Consider the following 21426-nt stretch of genomic DNA (forward strand, 5'->3'; position numbering starts at 1 on the left):
TGTCTGAATTATTCATTTTATAAATTTTCCACCGGTTTATTATAAGCGGGATGATACAGGACCGCCGAATGTGTTTTATTGTCATATTTTGTTTTTTTAAGTAAACATTACTGTGCACGCTAATTAATAAGTGGTTAATTAAATCGGTGTTGAACGAGAACCAAAGGAAACAGGGTGGTAAGGTTAATATCTCTGTAGTCACTCAAGGAATTAGATTTTTTATTAGGTTAAAAATTAACAGTTGTCCATTTTATTCATTCTATAACCTAAATAATTCGAGTTGCTTGTAGGCAGCAACTGAGCGACAAATCGGTCAGGACTGATTTGTACAACGCTTGCGTTGGCCCCATCAGCGGCGAGTCGCATGGATGAGACGAGTAACCGCAGCCAGAACCCAAGCAGCTTGAAGTATGGCGAGTATAGATAATTTGCCTCAAGTTACCACTTAACGTCACTTGAGTGACTTTGTCAGGGCGAGTAATGCAGTCAATCCCTCACAACGTGAATGTGATGTGTATAATAGACGTGTTCTTGAATCTGCAGGCCTTTGACGCAAGGAAATCAAATGAATAACGTTGAGTTTAATGATCGTAAACTTCGTTTGCTGATAATGCTGGCGATGTTGGTGGTGATCCTTGCTGGAATAAAGGCGGCTGCAGATATCGTCGTACCGTTCTTGCTAGCGGTGTTCCTGGCGATTGTGCTGAATCCGTTAGTCGCTTTGTTGGAACGCTGGCGGGTACCCAGAGGATTAGGGGTGATGCTGATAGTGATGGCGATAGTGGTGATATTGTTCACATTCATCAGTATGCTTGCCTCATCACTGAATGAGTTTGCACGGACATTGCCACAATACCGCGGGATAATGCTGGAAAAGTTGCATGATCTGCAATATTACGCTGAACGTTTCAATATCGACCTGACTTTTTCGGCTGATGCGATAATTAAGTTGGTTGATCCTGGCACCACGATGAATCTGGTGACCCGGCTGTTAAGCCAACTTTCCGGGGTGATGACCAGTGTTTTCCTGCTAATGATGACCGTGGTTTTTATGCTGTTTGAAGTCAAGGTGTTGCCCTTCAAACTACAGCAGGCATTGGATAAACCTAAAGAAGGGATGGTTACCATCAAACGTGCCCTGAAAGGGGTTACACATTACTTGGTGATCAAAACTATGTTCAGCTTGGTGACAGGGCTGATTGTCTGGGGCTTTCTAAGTTGGATTGGGGTACGCTTTGCCTTTATCTGGGGCATGATGGCCGTGATGTTCAACTACATTCCTAATATTGGTTCTGTCATTGCGGCTATCCCACCGCTGATTCAGGCGCTGTTATTTAATGGATTTGCTGATGCACTGGCGGTAGCAGGGGGATATATCCTGATTAATCTGATTATCGGTAATATTGTGGAGCCGCGTATTATGGGACGTGGGCTCGGGCTTTCTACATTGGTGGTGTTTCTTTCGCTGATTTTTTGGGGCTGGTTGATGGGGCCAGTGGGTATGTTGCTATCGGTGCCACTGACTATGATTGCCCGCATCTCGTTGGAAACGATGGACGGGGGCTATAAGGTAGCGGTGATCCTGGGGGATGGGCAGGTAAAAAAAGAAACAGCGGCAGAATAAGTTGCCGTGATTACACGGCTAACAACTCCATCGCAGGCTGGGTTAACGTTGGGGTTGATGGATAAAAATAACGTAACACATTATACAGTGAGTAAAATTCTAACCGGTTACGAACATTGACCTTTTCGGTGATATGACGTTTATGTACATATACAGTATGGGTGCTGATATCCAGCTTTTTGGCAATGCGATAGTTGGGTATTTCAGACATCCAATATCTCATTACCGCGAGTTCTTGTGGGCTGAAGAGTGAATAGTACCCATTGTTCATTAAGCTAACCGGTCTATCACGCAATAAACTCAATACGTCAAGCATCGCCGCCTTATTGAACATAAAGGTGTTATCGGCAATTCGCATTGGCATATCGCTGTAGGGATAAGGTGCATCAAGGTAGATATACAGTGTTGATTGCCGGGCTGCGTTGAAAAAGGTCTGAATCAGCGGGTTATTTTCACTATACCGGCAGTAATCGGTTAAGTTCAGCAGGATATGGGTAGGTTTGATGTTGGCTAATAGCAACAGCGCAGATTGAATGTCTTGGCAACAGGTCACAGAAGCGAAGACATGATCAGTAAAGCAGTTGGCGACCCCCAAACGAGTGAAGCCACATTCATCCATAACGAGCAGTTTCATACTGACATCCTTGTTAGTAGTATATTTTTATTACATGTAAGTCGCTGGTGAGTGCCAACCAGCATAAACCTGCAGATTATACAGGTTTAGATCACTCCCTATGCAGCAGTACGTTCAATCCTGAATCCTGATGCGATAGCTGGGTATCCTGACGGCAAACTATACTACAAATAATTTGCGTTACAAGATGGAGACGCTACTCAATTCTAGGTTATTTTCGAATTAGGTTTTCCCAGATATCGAGATGATGAGGTACTTACCTGGTAGACATACCTAGTCTATTCAAGTGGCTGCATTGTATTAGCTGCTAACATGCCTAACTCCTACCTGTTACTCTATTACGTGCAGTTATTCCGCCCTGTAATTTTACTGGCTTTTAGCAGCGATTCAAGATGAAAGAGCAAACAATCTAGTGAGCGCCATTTAGGCGCTCTTACTGGATTACTACTACCTGCAACTTGAATGACGCTGGGGCAAATTAATGTTTTCTTCGGTCAAGATCTTGGTAATCGGTTGATTCTATTTTGGCGATGCCAGCCTCAAGGATATTGATTAATTGGCGGGCAACATCCGTGGTTAGCCAAAGCGTCCGGTCAACTTGTGCCTCTTCGGCTGATTGGTCTTGTGAAGATAGGTAATGAAGGCGAATCATCATGGCATTATAAACATCGACTGTGCTGATATCCCAGCCAACCAGTGGATGTGTTTGTATTACTTCATCATTTCTGCCCATAGAGACCCCTTATCAAGTAGTGACAAGCATAGGTTAGTTACGAGGAGCAGTGCATATCATCGTTGAGATGAGTTATTACAGTATAAGCGTCAATATTCAGGTGTGGATCTTTTTATACTCGTCATTCTTCAAACTGCTTGGGTGTGAGCGGACTTGCCACCTACAAGCAACTCGAATTATTTAGAGTATAGGGCGAATTAGAGAAAATAAAAAAGCCGAAGAGCGACCTCCGGCAAAACAACGACTACATGGCAGAATTACTCTGCAGTAAACCAATCGTCGGCACTTTCCCAGGTTTCCTGAAGTATTTCCGCGATCAGCTCTTTCTCTGTTTTATTACCGCCCAACACCGAGAGCCCGTTAGCACTGGCATAGCGAATTTGTACTGCGGCGTCAGGAAATTGACGATTCACCCGCTTACTGAATTCGTTTGTCAGGGCTTCAATTGCTCCTGGTGGCAGTGGTTTGGTTTTATCAATAGTGATTTCAACACGCATGGTAACCCCCAGCATTCAAGACTGTTTATTTATACAGTATATGAATGATGGAGGCAAGTATAAATCAAGATGAAAAATATTAGCAATCAACCACTGACCAATTGATGTTCTCACCAGCAAGAAAAGGCACAATCGCTTCTTTATTATCTAAAGTAATTTCCTCTGGTTGGCTAACGGCTAGCCGCTGCAACACGATGAAATCCTCGTTGACGGGTAAGTCATAGAAGCGCGGGCCATTGAGAGAACTAAAGGCTTCCAGATGCTCCAATGCGCCCAGTTGTTCAAAGATCGTCGCGTATACAGCAATGGCATTCGGTGCGTTAAAAACACCAGCACAACCACAACTTGATTCTTTGCGATGCTTTGCATGAGGAGCAGAATCCGTTCCCAGAAAGAATCTGTCTGACCCGCTGCTAATAGCCTGGCATAACGCATCTTGGTGAATGTTACGCTTGAGGATTGGGAGACAAAACAGGTGAGGGCGAATACCACCAACCAGCATATGGTTACGGTTGAACATCAGGTGCTGCGGGGTGATGGTTGCTCCCAGAAATCGGTCGCCTGCCAATACGTATTGCGCCGCTTCTTTAGTGGTAATATGCTCGAAAACGATTTTCAATTCAGGGAACTGGCGGCGAATAGGTTCCATTACTTGATCGATAAAATAGGCTTCTCGGTCAAAAATATCGACATGTTTATCAGTCACTTCACCATGGATTAGCAGTGGCATCCCCATTTTCTGCATTTGCTCGAATAAAGGATAAATCCCTTTAACGTCACTGACACCATGGCTGGAGTTGGTGGTCGCATTGGCAGGATAGAGTTTAGCTGCAGTAAACACACCCTGTTCGAAACCCTTTGCCAATTCCTCCGCTGTCAGTGAATTAGTCAGATAGCAAGTCATCAAGGGCTTGAAATGATGATTCACCGGGATGGCGGCCATAATTCGTTCCCGATAACTTAATGCTGCGGCAACGCTAGTGATGGGGGGGGCCAGGTTTGGCATCACAATTGCCCGGCCAAATACTTGACTAGTATAGGGCAGAACCGTTTTCAGCATGTCATCATCACGTAGATGGAGGTGCCAATCATCAGGACGGCGGATTTTCAGGGTTTGAGGTTGTGCTGTCATAGGGTGGGGCTCCGGCAGTTAAAAGGCTGAATAGAAGCGCGTAACTGTGGGTTATTTACGCCGGGGTGTAAGGATAAGCGGAAATGGCTTGCGATGCATCTATTTGTTGATAATGGGTTCTTAGCGACATAGATGAGAACGGTCTGTATCGGCAGATATAAAAAACCGCCCTGACCAGACTGGTTCAGGGCGGGTTAAGGTCATTTGCCGTTAAACGGCTATGCGAGCACGCCGTATAACTTAATCATTAATCGGCTGTGGCTTGGTAGCCGGTGCAATCGCTTTATTGACAGCTGCATGCCCACCAGCGGCACCTTTACCTGTAAAGTCAAAGGCAGGACGTTGCCAGTCACTCGCGGGTACCACTTCCGCTTGGTAAGCCGGTGCCGGTGCTTTAGTCACTGGCGCGGTTGCTATGTGCTTATACAGCACTGGTTGTGCATTAATAACCGGTGTTGGCGCTATTTGCTCAACCACAACAGGCATTGCTTGTTCTGGCAGCACTTGTTCTGGCAGCACTTGTTCTGGCAGCGCAATAACTTCGCTTACTGTTGTTGCTTCTGGTTCAGTAGTCACTACTGTAACCTCTGCTTCGACGGGTTGCGATGTTGTCATGGCAACCGGTGTTTCAACCAGCACGTTTTCACTCGGTACTTCAGCGATGACTTCTACCGATGCTGTTTCTATCACTACTGATTCAGGCGCTATTGATTCAGTCACTACCGATTCAGTCACTACTGATTCAGTGGCTGCAGGCAGAAGGACTTCTTCCACAACTGGCTGGATCTCAACGGTATCGACAACAGGTTGTTGTACGGAGACCATTTCAACCATGACCGGTAAAGTGGTTAGTGATTCTGTTACCACTGCTGCGTTTTCGGTTGTGGCTTCAGTCTGAACTTCAGCCGATGGCACCGCTTGTACGATTGGATAGCTTACCCAGACCTTACCTGAAGCTAATTCCGGTGAGGCAAAAGCGCCAGCCAGTGGCATTGGTGCGTGGGTTGGATAGCGCTCGTCACGATAGCGACGACGACGCTGACCACTGACGCGCAAATGACGCGGCGAACGACGAGAGCGGCGCGGCATACCATTTTCAGTATTATTGCGATCACGGTGATCGGCTGGTGCATCAGCGGTAGACGGCTCTGCGATTGCCTGTGGCAGCAGCTTCACACTATCTTCTTGCACCGGAAGGTGTTTTTCTTCTGCCGGAACCTGAGGCGCTTTAGGAGCCAGTAACTCTTCTGCTGCACGGTGCAGCTCTTCCTCTACCGACAGAACGCGAACTTTCTGCGTGAGCTGACGGCGTTGGCGGCGCTGTGATGGCTGCTGGTAACGATCTTCTTGCTCTTCGTCATTAGCGATGATCACCACATCTGCACTTTCGATCGCTTTGACTTCTTGCGGGGATTGGCGTTTTTCGTCCTGACGGCGGCGTTGACGTTCAGGGCGTTGTTCACGACGCTGTTGTTGGTCATCCCGTTGCGGTTTCGCTGCTTCTTCAGTAGGTTGAACCTCACTGTTGACGGTAGCTTGCGCATTCTGCTGGCTGTTACGGCGATTATTTCTACGCTGTTCGTCACGATTGTCACGATTGTCACGATTGTCACGCGATTCACGGTTATCGCGACCTTCGCCACGATTGCGATCACCGCGCTCACCTTTATTATTACGGCCAGGGCCTTGGCGGCGTTGACCTCGGCGGTCTTGACGACGGTTGTCGCTCTCTTCCTGGGCCGGACTTTCTGCCGGTTTGTCTGCACTTGGCGCATCAACACCCGAGAACATCGATTTAAGGCCACCAAACAGGCGGCTTAACAGCCCGGGTTTGTCAGCAGTTGTTGCGGACACCGTTGTTTGAACCGTTGTTTTAACGGTTGTTTTAACCGTTGCTGCTGGTTCACTGATAACAGGGTCGTCAGTTGATGGTGGTGCCTCGGCTGCCAGTGTAAAAGAGGCTAATGCCGGTTGTTCCGGGCGTTTGCGCTCCATCGGCGCATCTTCTTGCGGCTGTGCCATCTCTTCTTCATACAACTTCGGTAAGAGATAACTCAGTGTTGGGGTATCTTCACCCTTACGCACACGGAGCACTGAATAATGCGGTGTTTGCATTTGATCATTAGGCACGATGATCGCTTTCACACCACCTTGGCGTTTTTCAATCGCACTGACAGCATCACGTTTTTCATTCAACAGGTAAGATGCCACTTGAACTGGAACGATAGCGTGGACTTCTTTGGTATTCTCTTTCAGTGCTTCTTCTTCGATCAGACGAAGAATAGAGAGAGCCAGGGATTCGTTATCACGAATAGTGCCGGTGCCAGTACAACGTGGGCACACATGATGGCTGGACTCACCTAATGATGGGCTGAGGCGCTGGCGAGACATCTCCAACAGGCCAAAGCGGGAAATACGTCCAATCTGAATACGGGCACGGTCCTGACGCACCGCGTCACGCAGGCGGTTTTCTACTTCACGCTGATGACGAACCGGTGTCATATCGATAAAGTCGATAACGATCAGGCCACCCAAGTCACGCAGGCGCAATTGGCGCGCAATTTCATCTGCAGACTCCAGGTTGGTATTGAAAGCGGTTTCTTCAATATCACCACCGCGAGTGGCTCGGGCAGAGTTGATATCAATGGCGGTCAAGGCTTCAGTGGTATCGATAACGATGGAACCACCAGAAGGCAAGCGCACTTCACGCTGGAAGGCCGACTCGATTTGCGACTCAATCTGATAATGGCTGAACAGTGGGATCTCACCACTATAAAGCTTGATCTTGCTAGTGAAATCCGGGCGCCCCAGTGCAGCAATATGCTCTTTGGCCAGATCGAGCACTTTAGGGTTGTCGATCAGAATTTCACCGATGTCTGGGCGCAGATAGTCACGGAACGCGCGGACTATCACATTGCTTTCCTGATGGATCAGGAAAGGGGCCTGGCGTCCTTCTGCCGCTTTTTTGATGGCTTCCCAGTGTTTGAGACGGAACGACAGGTCCCATTGCAATGCATCAGCAGATTTGCCCACACCTGCAGTGCGCACAATCAGCCCCATGCCGTCTGGTAGTTGTAGCGAAGAGAGTGCTTCTTTCAGTTCGGTACGGTCGTCACCTTCAATGCGGCGTGAAATGCCCCCAGCGCGTGGGTTGTTAGGCATCAGAACAAGGTAACTACCTGCCAGGCTGATAAAGGTCGTTAAAGCGGCCCCTTTGTTGCCACGTTCTTCTTTATCAACCTGAACGATGACTTCCTGACCTTCACGCAATACATCTTTGATGTTTGGGCGGCCATGAGAGGAGTAATTATTGGGAAAGTATTCGCGAGCGATTTCTTTCAGAGGGAGGAAACCATGTCGTTCTGCGCCGTAATCGACAAACGCGGCTTCAAGACTGGGTTCAATGCGAGTGATTTTTCCTTTGTAAATGTTAGCTTTTTTTTGCTCGTGGCCAGGGCTTTCAATATCCAGGTCATACAGCCGCTGTCCATCTACAAGGGCAACACGCAACTCTTCTTGCTGAGTTGCGTTAATCAACATTCTTTTCATCTTAACTTACTCATTATTTTTACATTATCGACAAAGCTGCGGGCACAATCACTTCATGGCCGTGTTCAACCGAAAACCCCGTGTCATCTCGCAAAGTCGTCAACCTCACGGTTGTCGCTTGCATAGGGGCGCATAATTTCGGCAAGCCTGAATTTCTTTTTGAAAAACAGCGCTTTTTAACTTTGGGAATAGCCTCTGACTTATGTTGACAGATCTGATTCCATCTAGCGGCCAAGCTGCAACCCGCAGCCCGCTAATTGTTTGATTTCACATTGCGTCTTACGCCATTGCTGCGCTTTTGTGCTATCAGACAAACTATATAATTCCACAATTTTCCCCATGTTAATGGGAATCAGCACGGAAAGTTACTGCATTATTCCATTGCTGGTACTGCTATAGCAAGATGACTTTTCCTTATGACGCCGACAACCTTACAATTGACGGGGTCTTGTAGTATCCCAATGACCTGTAGCTTGTATGAAACTTGGGTCTCTACCTGCCACTTTTCAAACTGCTTCATGTTGACAACAAGCTGAACAAAGCAAGGTATAGATTGTAGTTAAGCACATAAAAAGAGGTGGCGCTATTCACTGGCTCTATTTAGAATCTCGCACCATGAAAACGACCAATCCGACAGTACAGTTAATCACGATTTCTGATGATGAAGCCGGTCAGCGAATCGACAATTTTTTGCTTGCACGCTTGAAAGGTGTGCCTAAGAGCATGATTTATCGCATTGTGCGAAAAGGCGAGGTGCGGGTCAATAAAGGGCGCATCAAGGCTGAATATAAATTGGTGGCGGGTGATGTGGTGCGTATTCCACCGGTACGTGTTGCCGAACGTGATGATGCCCCGGTTTCTGCCAAGCTGGATAAAGTAGCCGCGTTGGCGGACTGCATCCTTTATGAAGATGACCATCTGTTGTTGTTGAATAAACCTTCCGGCACCGCAGTTCATGGCGGCAGTGGCTTGAGTTTTGGTGTGATTGAAGGGTTGCGTGCATTACGTCCTGAAGCCCGCTTTCTTGAATTGGTGCATCGGCTGGACCGTGATACCTCTGGCGTATTGATGGTGGCCAAGAAAAGGTCAGCGCTGCGTTCCCTTCATGAACAATTACGTTTAAAAGGAATGCAGAAAGATTATCTGGCGCTGGTGCGGGGGGAGTGGCAATCCCATTGCAAGGTGGTACAGGCACCGTTGCTGAAAAATATTTTGCAAAGTGGTGAACGCATTGTCCGGGTTAATAGTGAAGGTAAACCTTCAGAAACCCGTTTTAAGGTGGAAGAGCGTTTTGGCTATGCCACCTTGGTAAAGGCCAGCCCAATCACGGGGCGCACACATCAGATTCGTGTGCACACCTTGCATGCTGGACATCCTATCGCGTTTGATGATCGCTATGGCGACCGGGAATTTGACCGTCAGTTGGCGGCTACAGGCCTGAAACGCTTGTTCTTGCATGCGGCCATGCTGCGTTTTGAACATCCTGCCAGTGGTGAAACCGTTCGTATCGAAGCACCAATGGATGACGAATTACGTCATTGCTTACAAGTGTTGCGCGCGCAGGCCGCTAAAAAATAATCTTTATGCCAGCGGGTTGATGCCTTCGACCCGTAGCATGGCCAATAATGCAATCAGCGGCAGGCCAATCAGTGTATTTGGGTCGCGGCCTTCGAGTTTTTGAAATAACGCAATGCCTAATCCTTCACTTTTGAAGCTACCCGCACAGTTGAGCGGTTGTTCCCGTTCAACATAGGTAGCAATTTCGCTGGCAGTCAATTCACGAAAATGGACATGGAAAGGCTCGCATAGGGTTTGTAATTGTTTGCTGCGGCTGTTGTAGAGCGCTAACCCAGTGTAGAAGGTCACCCGTTGACCGCTAGCATGGTGCAATTGTTTGCAGGCATTTTCGACGGTATGGGGTTTGCCGGTGATTTTGCCGTTGATAACGCAAACCTGATCTGAGCCGATAATCAGATGATCAGGGTAGCTCAAGGCCAAAGACTGCGCCTTTGCTGCGGCAAGACGTAATACCAGCGCTTCTGCATTTTCCCCCGCAAGCGGGGTTTCATCAGTCTGCGGGGCGGCACAAATAAAAGGCAGATGCAATTTTTCCAGCAGTTGTTGGCGATATATTGAGGTTGAAGCCAGTAAGATTTGTTGCATTATTTTTTCCACAAACCATAGCGCAAAGAGGTCACTCATTTTAAACTGTCTGCCGCTCTGGAAGCGAATATTGGTGAAAGGTGCCATTTTATGGCCTTTTTCTTTGACTCTAAGTCGTTACAAAGTTAATATGCGCGCCCTATGCAAAAGGTAAAATTACCCTTGACCATTGATGCGGTACGTACCGCTCAGAAGCGCCTGGATTATACAGGTGTTTATACTCCTGAGCAGGTGACACGTATTGCCGATTCTGTGGTCAGTGTGGATTGTGATGTCGAAGTCGAGTTGTCGTTTAATATCGACAACCAACGTCTAGCGGTGATAACAGGGCATGCGGATGTCGCGGTAACGTTGATGTGCCAGCGCTGTGGTGTGCCGTTTGCACATCAGGTCCACACAACATATTGTTTTAGCCCGGTCGTCAATGATGAACAGGCTGAGGCATTACCGGAAGCGTACGAGCCGATCGAAGTTGACGAATTTGGTGAAGTCGATCTGCTGGCAATGATTGAAGATGAAATCATTCTTTCACTGCCTGTCGTTCCGTTACATGAATCTGAACACTGTGAAGTGTCCGAAGCGGACATGGTATTTGGCAAACTGCCTGCAGAGGCGGAGAAACCTAATCCATTTGCCGTATTAGCCAGTTTAAAGCGTAAGTAATCAAGGAGTAAGGTCCATGGCCGTACAACAAAACAAACCAACCCGTTCCAAGCGTGGTATGCGTCGTTCACATGATGCCCTGACCACAACTACATTGTCTGTCGATGCGACTTCTGGCGAAACTCATCGTCGCCATCACATCACTGCCGACGGTTTCTACCGCGGTCGCAAGGTTATCGGCTAAGTAAGCGATATCTTGGCTCGTCTAACCCTGGCGTTAGATGCAATGGGCGGGGATTTCGGTCCCTGCGTTACGGTGCCTGCTTCACTGCAGGCATTAGCTTCTAATTTACAGCTTCATCTTCTTTTGGTCGGTGATCCCGACGCTATCTCTCCGTTACTCACCACCGTTGACCCGTTATTACTGAAGCGTTTGCAGGTTATTTCTGCCGAATCGGTGATTGCTGGTGATGCTAAACCGTCACAAGCGATCCGTGCCAGCCGTGGGACTTCGATGCGAGTTGCGCTGGAGCTGATTAACAGCGGAGATGCACAGGCTTGTGTCAGTGCGGGTAACACGGGTGCGTTGATGGGCTTGGCTAAATTATTGATCAAGCCGCTCGATGGTATTGAACGACCCGCTTTGATGACGGTGTTACCTAACCAGCAGCACGGTAAAACCGTGTTGTTGGATCTGGGAGCCAACGTGGAATGCGACAGTACCATGTTGGTGCAATTTGCCGTGATGGGATCGGTGATGGCGGAGGCGGTATTGGGTATTGTGCAACCACGTGTTGCTTTGCTCAATATTGGTGAGGAAGAGACCAAAGGCCTGGATCATATCCGCAAAGCGGCAAGCGTGCTAAAAAGTACGCCAGCAATCAACTATATTGGTTACCTGGAAGGGAATGAATTGCTCACCGGTAAAACCGATGTCATGGTTTGCGATGGATTTGTCGGTAATGTCACCCTGAAAACCATGGAGGGCGTGATAAGAGTGTTATTGTCACTCTTAAAGTCATCCTCTGAAGGGGGGAAGACGTCATGGTGGTTGAAATTGTTAGGCCAATGGCTGCAAAGAAAGGTGGCAAAACGTTTCGGTCATCTGAACCCAGACCAGTATAATGGCGCATGTCTGTTAGGATTACGGGGAACTGTAATCAAGAGCCACGGTGCAGCGAATCAACGCGCATTTGCCGTTGCTATTGAGCAGGCGGCACAAGCGGTGCAGCGGCAAGTTCCAGACAGGATTGCTGCGCGCCTTGAAACTGTATTACCCAAGAGTGACTGATCGTACATGTATACTAAGATTCTCGGTACGGGGAGTTATCTCCCGGTACAAGTACGCACCAATGCCGATTTAGAAAAAATGGTGGATACCACTGACGAGTGGATTGTCACCCGTACTGGTATTCGTGAGCGTCGTATTGCTGCCCCAGACGAAACAGTGGCAACCATGAGTTTCCATGCCGCATCTAAGGCATTGGAAATGGCCGGTGTGGCTAAAGAAAATATCGGTTTGATCGTGGTGGCAACCACCAGTTCAAGCCATGCGTTCCCCAGTGCGGCTTGCCAAGTGCAGCAGTTATTGGGGATCCAGGATTGTGCAGCCTTCGATATTGCAGCCGCTTGTGCTGGTTTTACCTATGCGTTGAGTGTAGCCGATCAGTATGTGAAAAATGGTGCGGTGAAACATGCACTGGTGATCGGTTCTGATATGTTGTCACGGACACTCGACCCAGAAGATCGTGGCACCCTGATCCTGTTTGGTGATGGGGCAGGTGCGGTGGTATTGGGGCGCTCTGAAGAGCCGGGTATTATCTCTACTCATCTGCATGCGGATGGTCGCTATGGCAACCTGCTGACCTTACCGTATCATGATCGCCAGGACCCGGAAAAACCGGCCTATCTAACCATGGCGGGGAATGAAGTCTTTAAGGTCGCGGTGACGGAATTAGCGCATATTGTCGATGAAACACTGGCGGCTAACCAGCTTGAACGTAGTGAACTGGATTGGTTGGTTCCGCACCAGGCAAATCTACGTATTATCAGCGCGACGGCAAAAAAACTGGGCATGGGAATGGATAAGGTTGTGGTGACGCTTGATCGTCATGGCAATACGTCAGCGGCTTCCGTTCCTGCAGCGCTCGATGAAGCAGTACGTGACGGGCGGATACAACGTGGGCAACTGGTGTTGTTGGAAGCCTTCGGCGGCGGCTTTACCTGGGGTTCGGCGCTGGTTCGTTTTTGATTTGACAGGAAGATAGATATGTCGCAATTTGCTTTTGTTTTTCCAGGCCAAGGGTCACAAACCGTTGGTATGTTAGCTGATTTGGCTACGCAGTACCCCATTGTGGAACAGACGTTCAGTGAAGCTTCAGCCGCGTTGGGGTATGATCTATGGCAATTGGTGCAACAGGGCCCGGTGGAAGAGCTAAATAAAACCTGGCAGACACAGCCAGCGTTGTTGGCTGCCAGTGTGGCTATTTTCCGTGTCTGGCAACAGCAGGGCGGTAACATGCCTGCCATGATGGCCGGGCATAGCTTGGGTGAGTATTCAGCCTTGGTATGTGCTGGGGTGTTGGATTTTACCGCTGCTATCCGCTTGGTGGAGTTGCGTGGTAAGTTGATGCAGGAAGCGGTGCCTGAAGGTACTGGCGCCATGTATGCCATTATTGGCTTGGATAACGAATCTATTGCCAAAGCCTGTGAAGAGTCGGCCCAAGGGCAGGTGGTTTCACCGGTAAACTTCAATTCACCAGGTCAGGTGGTGATCGCTGGGGAGAAAGAGGCAGTAGAACGTGCAGGGGCAGCGTGTAAGGCTGCTGGTGCAAAACGTGCCTTACCACTTCCTGTGAGCGTTCCTTCCCACTGTGCATTGATGAAACCAGCGGCTGATAAACTGGCGGTAGCGTTACAAGCGGTGACGTTCAGTGCACCTCAGGTGCCCGTCGTCAATAACGTTGATGTGCGCATCGAGACTTCACCAGACGCTATTCGTAATGCGTTGGTGCGGCAGTTATATAACCCGGTACGCTGGACTGAAAGCGTACAATTTATGGCCGCAGATGGGGTAACTCTGCTGCTGGAAGTGGGTCCAGGTAAGGTGCTGACAGGGTTAACCAAACGCATTGTTGACACTCTGGCAGCCGCTGCGGTAAATGATACTGCCAGCCTGGCTGCAGCACTAGGCCAATAAAGAAAAGAGGAAAATGATGAGCTTCGAAGGAAAAATTGTTCTGGTTACGGGGGCAAGCCGTGGTATTGGGCGGGCCATTGCCGAATTATTTGTTGAGCGCGGTGCTAAAGTTATTGGTACTGCAACCAGCGAGAGCGGTGCTGACGCGATCAGTAACTATTTGGGCAACAACGGCAAAGGGTATATGCTCAATGTTGTGGATGCACAATCTATCGACCATGTGTTGTCCTCAATTCGTGAAGAATTTGGCGAAATCGACATTTTAGTCAACAATGCCGGTATTACCCGTGATAATCTATTGATGCGCATGAAGGATGAAGAGTGGCAGGAGATTATTGACACTAATCTGACTTCAGTATTCCGTCTGTCAAAAGCGGTAATGCGCGCAATGATGAAAAAACGCTTTGGTCGTATTATTTCCATTGGTTCCGTTGTGGGGACGATGGGTAACGCTGGGCAAGCCAACTATGCGGCAGCCAAAGCGGGTTTGATAGGGTTTAGTAAATCTTTGGCACGTGAGATCGCTTCACGTGGTATTACGGTCAACGTCGTGGCGCCAGGTTTTATTGAAACAGACATGACGCGGGCATTGACAGAAGATCAACGTGCTGGCATTTTGACACAGGTTCCGGCTAGCCGACTTGGGGATGCTAAAGAGATCGCCAGCGCCGTTGCATTTTTAGCCTCTGACGAGGCGAGTTACATCACCGGTGAAACGTTACATGTCAATGGCGGCATGTACATGATTTAAAAAATGTGAAAACTATTTGCGTTATTTGCGGGAAAAACCGCAAAATAGCGTAAAATCATGGTTTGAGCAGCCGGGTTTTAGTTGCATCTTTTTTAACTTTTTATAAACTACGAAAACCATCGCGAAAGCGAGTTTTGATAGGAAATTTAAGAGTATGAGCACTATCGAAGAACGCGTTAAGAAAATCATTGTTGAGCAACTGGGTGTTAAGCAGGAAGAAGTTTTGAATAATGCTTCTTTTGTCGAAGACTTAGGTGCTGATTCTCTTGACACCGTTGAACTGGTAATGGCATTGGAAGAAGAATTCGACACTGAGATTCCAGACGAAGAAGCTGAGAAGATCACTACTGTTCAAGCTGCAATTGATTTTATCAACGCTAGCCAACAGTAAGCGAACATATCTAGGCGGTCACTCGACCGCCTAAGTTTTTTCAATTCCTAGTGTTATTTTTCCCTCCTTGGAGGACAAACGTGTCTAAGCGTCGAGTAGTTGTGACCGGACTGGGCATGTTGTCTCCTGTCGGCAATACGGTAGAGTCCACGTGGAGTGCTCTTCTTGCCGGTCAGAGTGGCATCAGCCTGATCGACCATTTCGATACTACTGCCTATGCAACGCGTTTTGCGGGCTTGGTAAAGAATTTTAATGCTGAAGATTTCATTTCGCGCAAAGATGCGCGGAAAATGGATATCTTCATTCAATACGGTATCGCTGCTGGCATACAAGCCATGCAAGATGCTGGGCTGGATATCAACGAAACAAATGCTGGCCGTATTGGTGCCGCTATTGGTTCTGGTATCGGTGGGCTAGGGTTGATTGAAGAAAACCATAGCGCACTGATGAATGGTGGCCCGCGCAAAATCAGCCCGTTCTTTGTACCGTCAACCATTGTGAACATGATCGCAGGTCATCTGACGATTATGTATGGTATGCGTGGCCCGAGTATTTCTATTGCCACTGCCTGTACATCAGGGGTGCATAACATAGGTCATGCTGCGCGTATCATTGCTTATAATGATGCCGACGTGATGTTGGCGGGTGGTGCAGAAAAGGCCAGTACGCCTTTGGGCGTGGGTGGCTTTGGTGCCGCGCGCGCACTATCTACGCGTAATGATAACCCTCAGGCAGCTAGCCGTCCTTGGGACAAAGACCGTGATGGTTTTGTTTTGGGTGATGGTGCAGGGATGTTGGTACTGGAAGAGTACGAGCATGCTAAAAAGCGTGGTGCCAAAATTTACGCAGAAATTGTCGGCTTTGGTATGAGCAGTGATGCTTATCATATGACATCGCCACCAGAAGATGGTGCCGGTGCAGCCTTGGCAATGGAAAATGCGTTAATTGATGCGGGTATAACTACTTCACAAATCGGTTATATCAACGCGCACGGTACCTCGACCCCTGCGGGTGATAAAGCAGAAGCGCAAGCAGTGAAATCGGTGTTTGGCAGTGATGCCAGCCGGGTATGGGTCAGTTCTACCAAATCGATGACCGGGCATCTTTTAGGTGCAGCAGGGGCGATTGAGTCGATCTTTACCGTATTAGCACTGCGTGATCAGGTTGTTCCTCCAACTATCAACCTGGATAACCCAGATGATGGTCTCGACCTGGACTTCGTGCCGCATGAAGCACGTCAAACCAAAGATCTGGAGTTTACACTCTGTAATTCCTTTGGTTTTGGTGGTACTAACGGTTCGTTGATTTTCCGTCGGATATAACGCCGGCTATCTGCCGTTGATAAGAAGCCTGGTTTGTTTTGTGACCGGGCTTTTTTTATGGTGCTGTTATAGTGTTGCAATGAACACAGCGGAGAGGAAATGACCATGTACTGGGTCAATGGACACCAACAGGATGCTCTGGCACTCAGCGACCGTGGCTTGCAATTTGGTGATGGTTGCTTCACAACGGCCAGGGTGGTTAATGGGGAAATTGACCTGTTACCGTGGCATCTTGAACGCATGCAACAGGCGGCGCAGCGCTTGCTGTTGCCAACCGTAGATTGGCGGGCATTAGAGTGTGAGATGCAGCATGCCGCAGAAGCCATTTCGCTGGGGGTGATCAAAGCGATATTGACCCGAGGCAGCGGGGGGCGGGGATATAGTCCGCACGGCTGTGGGCAGCCAACGCGCATTGTCTCTCGTAGCATCTATCCTGCACATTATTTACCATGGCGTGATCAGGGGATCACCCTGGAGTTGAGCCCGGTTCGTTTGGCTCGTAACCCTCAACTAGCCGGATTGAAACATCTCAATCGCCTGGAACAAGTGCTGATCCGTGCGCATCTGGACCGGGGGGCTGCCCAGGAAGCGCTGGTGCTTGACACCAGTGGCATACTGGTGGAATGCTGTGCGGCTAATTTATTCTGGCGTAAAGGGATGGGTGTCTTCACGCCGAATCTTGATCAGGCGGGTGTAGCCGGCGTGATGCGCCGTCGGCTAATCGAGCTGCTGGCGGAGAGTGAATACTCATTGCATGAAGTCAGTGAACCACTAGAGACGCTGGCCAGTGCGGATGAAGTTTTGGTATGCAATGCGTTAATGCCGTTGCTGCCAGTGAATGCAGCGCAAGCGTGGCATTATCGCTCACGCCAACTGTATGATTTTTTGCGACCATACTGCGAATGACGACGAATTAATGAATAGAAAAAGAAAACTGAGTATTGCCTTGCTGATAGTGACTGTGGCGTTGTCGCTTCTCTATTGGTGCCATCAGCGGATTGAACATTTTGCTGATAAGCCGTTGAACATTGAGCAGGAGACACTGTTCAAACTCCCTGCGGGGACTGGGCGTGTGGGGCTGGAAGAGCTGCTGGTACGGGATAAACTGATCTATAGCGGCAGGTGGTTCCCCTGGCTGTTGCGTCTGGAGCCTGAATTGGCCGGGTTCAAAGCCGGGACTTACCGTTTTACGCCAGGTATGACGGTACGCCAAATGTTGAAATTGTTGGCCAGCGGTAAAGAAGCCCAACTCAGTGCACGTTTTATTGAGGGCTCACGTCTGCGTGATTGGCTACAGCAGTTGCAGGAAGCGAAATATGTCAAACAGACCCTGACCGGCAAGAGTGAAGCAGAACTGGTTTTGGCATTGGGTTTACCCGAAGGGAGCAGCCTGGAAGGGCGTTTCTACCCGGATACCTATCTCTATACCGCAGGCACCAGTGACTTGGCATTATTGAAGCGTGCTCATGCGCGGATGGACAAAATATTGCAGGAGGTTTGGCTCGCACGGGATGTCAGCCAGCCCTATAAAACCCCCGAGCAGTTATTGATCATGGCATCAATTGTTGAGAAAGAGACAGGGGTAGCTGAAGAACGCACCAAAGTCGCTTCAGTATTTATCAACCGCTTGCGTTTGGGGATGCGGTTGCAGACAGACCCGACGGTGATTTACGGCATGGGTGAGAGCTACACGGGTAATATCAGCCGTAAAGATCTGGAAACCGCAACGCCTTATAACACCTATGTGATTAGCGGATTGCCGCCAACACCGATAGCCATGCCGGGCCGGGCCTCACTGGAGGCGGCGGCCAACCCGGCAAAAACCGATTATCTTTATTTCGTTGCAGATGGTAATGGGGGGCATACCTTCACCACCAATCTAACCAGCCATAATCAGGCGGTGCGCACCTATCGCCAGGTGCAAAAGGAAAAGAATGAAAAGTAAATTTGTGGTGATTGAAGGGTTGGAAGGTGCAGGTAAAACCACGGCACGTAATACCATTGTCAGTGTACTGAATCAGCATGGTATCAGCGATATTGTGTTTACCCGTGAACCCGGTGGTACCCCGCTGGCTGAGAAGTTGCGTGCGCTGTTTAAACATGGCACCGAGGGGGAGTTGCCCACCGTTAAGGCCGAAGTATTAATGCTCTATGCCGCACGTGTTCAACTGGTTGAAACGGTAATTAAGCCCGCGCTCGAGCGGGGGGCATGGGTGGTTGGCGATCGGCATGATCTTTCATCCCAGGCTTATCAGGGTGGGGGGCGAGGGATTGACCCGCAATTGATGACCACTCTGCGCGATACGGTGCTGGGTAATTTCCGGCCAGATTTAACGCTGTACCTTGACCTTCCGCCGTTGATCGGCTTGCAACGGGCAAGAACACGGGGTGAGTTGGACCGTATTGAGCAAGAGACATTGCCCTTTTTCGAACGTACTCGCGCACGTTATCTGGAATTAGCCGCCCAGGATCAGCGCATTATCACCGTAGATGCCGCACAATCGTTGGAGCAAGTGACGAGTGATATCCAACAGGTCCTTACGCACTGGCTGCAACAGCAGGAAGTGGCGTAATGGAATGGTACCCGTGGCTTAACGGTAGCTACCGCCATTTGGTGGGGCAATATAGTGCGGGGCGCGGTCACCATGCCTTGTTGCTACATGCTGCCCCAGGCAACGGTGATGCGGCGTTGCTGTATGCGTTAAGCCGCTGGTTAATCTGCCAACAGCGCAATGGTGAAAAAAGTTGTGGTGAATGCCACAGTTGCCGTCTGATGCTGGCGGGGCATCATCCTGATTATCATGTACTGGCACCAGAAAAAGGTAAAAGCAGTTTGGGGATAGAGCCCATTCGCCAGGTGATCGAGACTTTGTACTCCCATGCCCAGCAGGGGGGGCAAAAGTGGTGTGGCTTCCCCAAGCAGAATTGCTGACCGAGGCGGCGGCCAATGCACTATTAAAAACGTTGGAAGAGCCGCCAGGCAAAACCTACTTTCTATTAGGCTGCCGCGATCCTTCACGCCTATTGGCGACACTACGCAGCCGCTGTTTCTACTGGCATCTTGCCAGCCCAGATGAACAGTTTAGCCTGCAGTGGTTGAACCGCCACGGGGAGGGGGATGCAACGCATCGTCTTACCGCTTTGCGCTTGAATGATGGTGCACCCATCGCCGCCGAACAGTTATTGCAACCTGAACGTTGGCAACAACGTGTGACATTATGCAGTACACTGGCGTCGTGCTTAATTCAGCGCGATATGTTGCTGCTATTAGCGGTACTTAATCATGATGACGTGGCGGAACGGTTACATTGGCTCTGTACATTGCTGATGGATGCCATGAAATGGCAACAGGGTGCCGCGCATTATGTATTGAATCAGGACCAACTACCGCTGGTACAGCAATTGGCCGCGCAGTTTAGTGCGTTCTCACTGCAAAAAACGTTGCAGTCATGGCTCAATTGTCGTCATCAGTTACTGAATATTGTCGCGGTTAATCGTGAACTATTGTTAACAGAACAACTACTCGGTTGGGAGCAAGGGGCACGCACCTGATATCAACGGATGAATGGCAAGTCGTCAGTAAAAGTAAATCGAATTTAACAGCTATAACGGCGGGCGCTAATATCCCCGCTATTGTTATCCCCTTAATCACCTGGTTGTAAAAGAGCTTATTATTATGTTGTTAGTAGATTCCCACTGCCATCTTGATAGTCTTGATTTTGAAAATGTGCATCACAGCGTAGATGATGCCTTGCTCAAGGCCAAAATGCAGGATGTGGGTTTTGTTCTGGCGGTGGCCACGACGTTGCCCGGTTATCAGACTATGGTGCAACAAATTGGTCAGCGTAAAGACGTTGCCTTCTCTTGTGGTGTCCACCCGCTGAATCTGGATGGTGGCTATGATTATGCCGAATTGCATACCCTGGCGACAGCAGCGCAGGTTGTCGCATTGGGTGAAACCGGGCTGGATTACTTCTATCAGCAGGACAATATACCGTTACAGCAGGAATCGTTTCGCCAGCATATCCGCATTGCCCGGCAACTCGGTAAACCGGTGATTGTACATACCCGTGATGCCCGTGAAGACACCTTGGCCATTTTGCGTGAAGAGAACGCGCAAGCTTGTGGCGGGGTACTCCATTGTTTCACTGAGGATCTCCCTACCGCACAGGCGTTACTGGATCTGGGTTTCTATATTTCATTTTCTGGTATTGTCACTTTTCGCAATGCCGAATCATTACGTGAAGTTGCGCGCTATGTGCCACTGGACCGGATGTTGATAGAAACCGATTCCCCTTATTTGGCACCAGTACCTCATCGAGGTAAAGAAAACCAGCCAGCTTATGTACGTGATATCGCGGAGTATCTTGCTGTTTTGAAAGGAGTCAGCCTGGACCAACTGGCAGAAGCGACAACAGCCAATTTTTTACGTCTATTTCATATCGAACCCGGCACTCTAGCCTGATTATACCCATCACCGGTGAAGGGCTGAAACAAGCGCCCTTCATTTAAGTCACATCTCAGCAGCGACCCCTTCAGAGCCTGCATGGCAGTGGATAATTATTTTTTTTCAGCTCGTAATTAATCTCACTAATGAGGTATATTCCCCGCGGTTCTACGCAGGTGGGTGGCTTCTTTTTCATCGTCTATTACAAAAAATAGACAAATAATGAAAACAAAATGCTTCATTTATCGAAACGTGACACCCGTCAAACATTGTTTTGGGTATTTATTTTACCCTGCGTAAAAATTAAAGGGGTGCTCAGACACCCTTAAATACAGAGGTCTATATCCCCCTCTGTAACGCGAAGATTCGCAACCAGCAGCA

Annotated in this window: 20 protein-coding genes and 1 pseudogene; 15 read left to right on the forward strand and 6 right to left on the reverse strand. The window is 48.9% G+C overall.

Translation table 11 applies throughout. From position 1 onward, the window contains the following. Positions 1 to 565 precede the first annotated feature (565 nt). Positions 566 to 1624 (forward strand): AI-2E family transporter, encoded by a 1059-nt coding sequence (locus tag ACX9GV_RS07320; RefSeq protein WP_023492570.1) that lies wholly within the window; start codon positions 566 to 568, stop codon positions 1622 to 1624. Positions 1625 to 1634: 10 nt separating this feature from the next. Here the strand turns inward: ACX9GV_RS07320 and ACX9GV_RS07325 are convergent, their stop codons facing one another. From ACX9GV_RS07325 to rne, 5 genes are all read right to left on the reverse strand, one after another. After that, positions 1635 to 2258 carry a LuxR C-terminal-related transcriptional regulator gene (locus ACX9GV_RS07325; protein ID WP_473197585.1) on the reverse strand — a complete coding sequence of 208 codons (624 nt, stop codon included), beginning with the start codon at positions 2256 to 2258 and terminating at the stop codon, positions 1635 to 1637. 478 nt (positions 2259 to 2736) lie between these two features. Further along, positions 2737 to 2991 (reverse strand): biofilm formation regulator BssS, encoded by a 255-nt coding sequence (bssS, locus tag ACX9GV_RS07330; protein ID WP_037386300.1) that lies wholly within the window; start codon positions 2989 to 2991, stop codon positions 2737 to 2739. A gap of 257 nt (positions 2992 to 3248) precedes the next feature. Beyond that, positions 3249 to 3488: a DNA damage-inducible protein I gene (gene dinI, locus ACX9GV_RS07335; protein ID WP_023492207.1), complete on the reverse strand. Its 240-nt coding sequence runs from the start codon at positions 3486 to 3488 to the stop codon at positions 3249 to 3251. Between the two features lie 79 nt (positions 3489 to 3567). Continuing rightward, positions 3568 to 4620 carry a dihydroorotase gene (gene pyrC, locus ACX9GV_RS07340; protein WP_473197586.1) on the reverse strand — a complete coding sequence of 351 codons (1053 nt, stop codon included), beginning with the start codon at positions 4618 to 4620 and terminating at the stop codon, positions 3568 to 3570. Between the two features lie 240 nt (positions 4621 to 4860). After that, positions 4861 to 8169 (reverse strand): ribonuclease E, encoded by a 3309-nt coding sequence (gene rne / locus ACX9GV_RS07345; protein WP_473197587.1) that lies wholly within the window; start codon positions 8167 to 8169, stop codon positions 4861 to 4863. Positions 8170 to 8784: 615 nt separating this feature from the next. Here rne and rluC point away from each other — a divergent pair. After that, complete coding sequence (gene rluC, locus ACX9GV_RS07350; RefSeq protein WP_473197588.1) at positions 8785 to 9747, forward strand: 23S rRNA pseudouridine(955/2504/2580) synthase RluC; 963 nt, start codon at positions 8785 to 8787, stop codon at positions 9745 to 9747. Positions 9748 to 9750: 3 nt separating this feature from the next. Here rluC and ACX9GV_RS07355 read toward each other — a convergent pair whose 3' ends face one another. After that, positions 9751 to 10332, reverse strand: a complete 582-nt coding sequence (locus tag ACX9GV_RS07355; RefSeq protein WP_473197589.1) for a Maf family protein — start codon at positions 10330 to 10332, stop codon at positions 9751 to 9753. 141 nt (positions 10333 to 10473) lie between these two features. Between ACX9GV_RS07355 and yceD the strand changes: the two genes are divergently transcribed. From yceD to ACX9GV_RS07420, 13 genes and pseudogenes are all read left to right on the forward strand, one after another. Then, a complete protein-coding gene (yceD, locus tag ACX9GV_RS07360; RefSeq protein ID WP_023492213.1) occupies positions 10474 to 10995 on the forward strand; it encodes a 23S rRNA accumulation protein YceD in 522 nt (173 codons plus the stop codon). A gap of 16 nt (positions 10996 to 11011) precedes the next feature. Continuing rightward, positions 11012 to 11179 (forward strand): 50S ribosomal protein L32, encoded by a 168-nt coding sequence (gene rpmF, locus ACX9GV_RS07365; RefSeq protein WP_004943042.1) that lies wholly within the window; start codon positions 11012 to 11014, stop codon positions 11177 to 11179. Between the two features lie 12 nt (positions 11180 to 11191). Beyond that, complete coding sequence (gene plsX, locus ACX9GV_RS07370) at positions 11192 to 12226, forward strand: phosphate acyltransferase PlsX (protein ID WP_473197590.1); 1035 nt, start codon at positions 11192 to 11194, stop codon at positions 12224 to 12226. A gap of 6 nt (positions 12227 to 12232) precedes the next feature. Next, a complete protein-coding gene (locus tag ACX9GV_RS07375; protein ID WP_473197591.1) occupies positions 12233 to 13186 on the forward strand; it encodes a beta-ketoacyl-ACP synthase III in 954 nt (317 codons plus the stop codon). An 18-nt stretch (positions 13187 to 13204) separates the two neighbouring features. Further along, a complete protein-coding gene (gene fabD, locus ACX9GV_RS07380; RefSeq protein WP_473197592.1) occupies positions 13205 to 14134 on the forward strand; it encodes an ACP S-malonyltransferase in 930 nt (309 codons plus the stop codon). 16 nt (positions 14135 to 14150) lie between these two features. Further along, a complete protein-coding gene (gene fabG, locus ACX9GV_RS07385) occupies positions 14151 to 14885 on the forward strand; it encodes a 3-oxoacyl-ACP reductase FabG (RefSeq protein WP_473198000.1) in 735 nt (244 codons plus the stop codon). A 154-nt stretch (positions 14886 to 15039) separates the two neighbouring features. Then, positions 15040 to 15276, forward strand: coding sequence for an acyl carrier protein (acpP, locus tag ACX9GV_RS07390; protein ID WP_004719003.1), 237 nt, complete (start codon positions 15040 to 15042; stop codon positions 15274 to 15276). A gap of 80 nt (positions 15277 to 15356) precedes the next feature. Further along, complete coding sequence (gene fabF / locus ACX9GV_RS07395; RefSeq protein WP_023492220.1) at positions 15357 to 16598, forward strand: beta-ketoacyl-ACP synthase II; 1242 nt, start codon at positions 15357 to 15359, stop codon at positions 16596 to 16598. A gap of 105 nt (positions 16599 to 16703) precedes the next feature. Then, positions 16704 to 17504: an aminodeoxychorismate lyase gene (gene pabC / locus ACX9GV_RS07400; RefSeq protein ID WP_473197593.1), complete on the forward strand. Its 801-nt coding sequence runs from the start codon at positions 16704 to 16706 to the stop codon at positions 17502 to 17504. 10 nt (positions 17505 to 17514) lie between these two features. After that, positions 17515 to 18543, forward strand: a complete 1029-nt coding sequence (gene mltG / locus ACX9GV_RS07405) for an endolytic transglycosylase MltG (protein ID WP_473197594.1) — start codon at positions 17515 to 17517, stop codon at positions 18541 to 18543. Then, entirely contained in the window at positions 18533 to 19171 is a 639-nt protein-coding gene (tmk, locus tag ACX9GV_RS07410) for a dTMP kinase (RefSeq protein ID WP_473197595.1), read from the forward strand. The genes mltG and tmk overlap by 11 nt, the downstream gene beginning before the upstream one ends. Continuing rightward, positions 19171 to 20150 (forward strand): annotated as a pseudogene (gene holB / locus ACX9GV_RS07415) (DNA polymerase III subunit delta'). Before tmk ends, holB begins: the two are co-directional and overlap by 1 nt. 124 nt (positions 20151 to 20274) lie before the next feature. After that, positions 20275 to 21063 (forward strand): metal-dependent hydrolase, encoded by a 789-nt coding sequence (locus ACX9GV_RS07420; RefSeq protein WP_473197596.1) that lies wholly within the window; start codon positions 20275 to 20277, stop codon positions 21061 to 21063. The last annotated feature ends 363 nt before the right edge of the window (positions 21064 to 21426 follow it).

The organism is Serratia sp. 25CWL12 (genome assembly GCF_055790885.1).

Coding starts and splice junctions, on each gene's coding strand:
- ACX9GV_RS07320 (WP_023492570.1), top strand. CDS start 566: ATGAATAACGTTGAGTTTAATGATCGTAAACTTCGTTTGCTGATAATG.
- ACX9GV_RS07325 (WP_473197585.1), bottom strand. CDS start 2,258: ATGAAACTGCTCGTTATGGATGAATGTGGCTTCACTCGTTTGGGGGTC.
- bssS (WP_037386300.1), bottom strand. CDS start 2,991: ATGGGCAGAAATGATGAAGTAATACAAACACATCCACTGGTTGGCTGG.
- dinI (WP_023492207.1), bottom strand. CDS start 3,488: ATGCGTGTTGAAATCACTATTGATAAAACCAAACCACTGCCACCAGGA.
- pyrC (WP_473197586.1), bottom strand. CDS start 4,620: ATGACAGCACAACCTCAAACCCTGAAAATCCGCCGTCCTGATGATTGG.
- rne (WP_473197587.1), bottom strand. CDS start 8,169: ATGAAAAGAATGTTGATTAACGCAACTCAGCAAGAAGAGTTGCGTGTT.
- rluC (WP_473197588.1), top strand. CDS start 8,785: ATGAAAACGACCAATCCGACAGTACAGTTAATCACGATTTCTGATGAT.
- ACX9GV_RS07355 (WP_473197589.1), bottom strand. CDS start 10,332: ATGCAACAAATCTTACTGGCTTCAACCTCAATATATCGCCAACAACTG.
- yceD (WP_023492213.1), top strand. CDS start 10,474: ATGCAAAAGGTAAAATTACCCTTGACCATTGATGCGGTACGTACCGCT.
- rpmF (WP_004943042.1), top strand. CDS start 11,012: ATGGCCGTACAACAAAACAAACCAACCCGTTCCAAGCGTGGTATGCGT.
- ACX9GV_RS07375 (WP_473197591.1), top strand. CDS start 12,233: ATGTATACTAAGATTCTCGGTACGGGGAGTTATCTCCCGGTACAAGTA.
- fabD (WP_473197592.1), top strand. CDS start 13,205: ATGTCGCAATTTGCTTTTGTTTTTCCAGGCCAAGGGTCACAAACCGTT.
- fabG (WP_473198000.1), top strand. CDS start 14,151: ATGAGCTTCGAAGGAAAAATTGTTCTGGTTACGGGGGCAAGCCGTGGT.
- acpP (WP_004719003.1), top strand. CDS start 15,040: ATGAGCACTATCGAAGAACGCGTTAAGAAAATCATTGTTGAGCAACTG.
- pabC (WP_473197593.1), top strand. CDS start 16,704: ATGTACTGGGTCAATGGACACCAACAGGATGCTCTGGCACTCAGCGAC.
- mltG (WP_473197594.1), top strand. CDS start 17,515: ATGAATAGAAAAAGAAAACTGAGTATTGCCTTGCTGATAGTGACTGTG.
- tmk (WP_473197595.1), top strand. CDS start 18,533: ATGAAAAGTAAATTTGTGGTGATTGAAGGGTTGGAAGGTGCAGGTAAA.
- ACX9GV_RS07420 (WP_473197596.1), top strand. CDS start 20,275: ATGTTGTTAGTAGATTCCCACTGCCATCTTGATAGTCTTGATTTTGAA.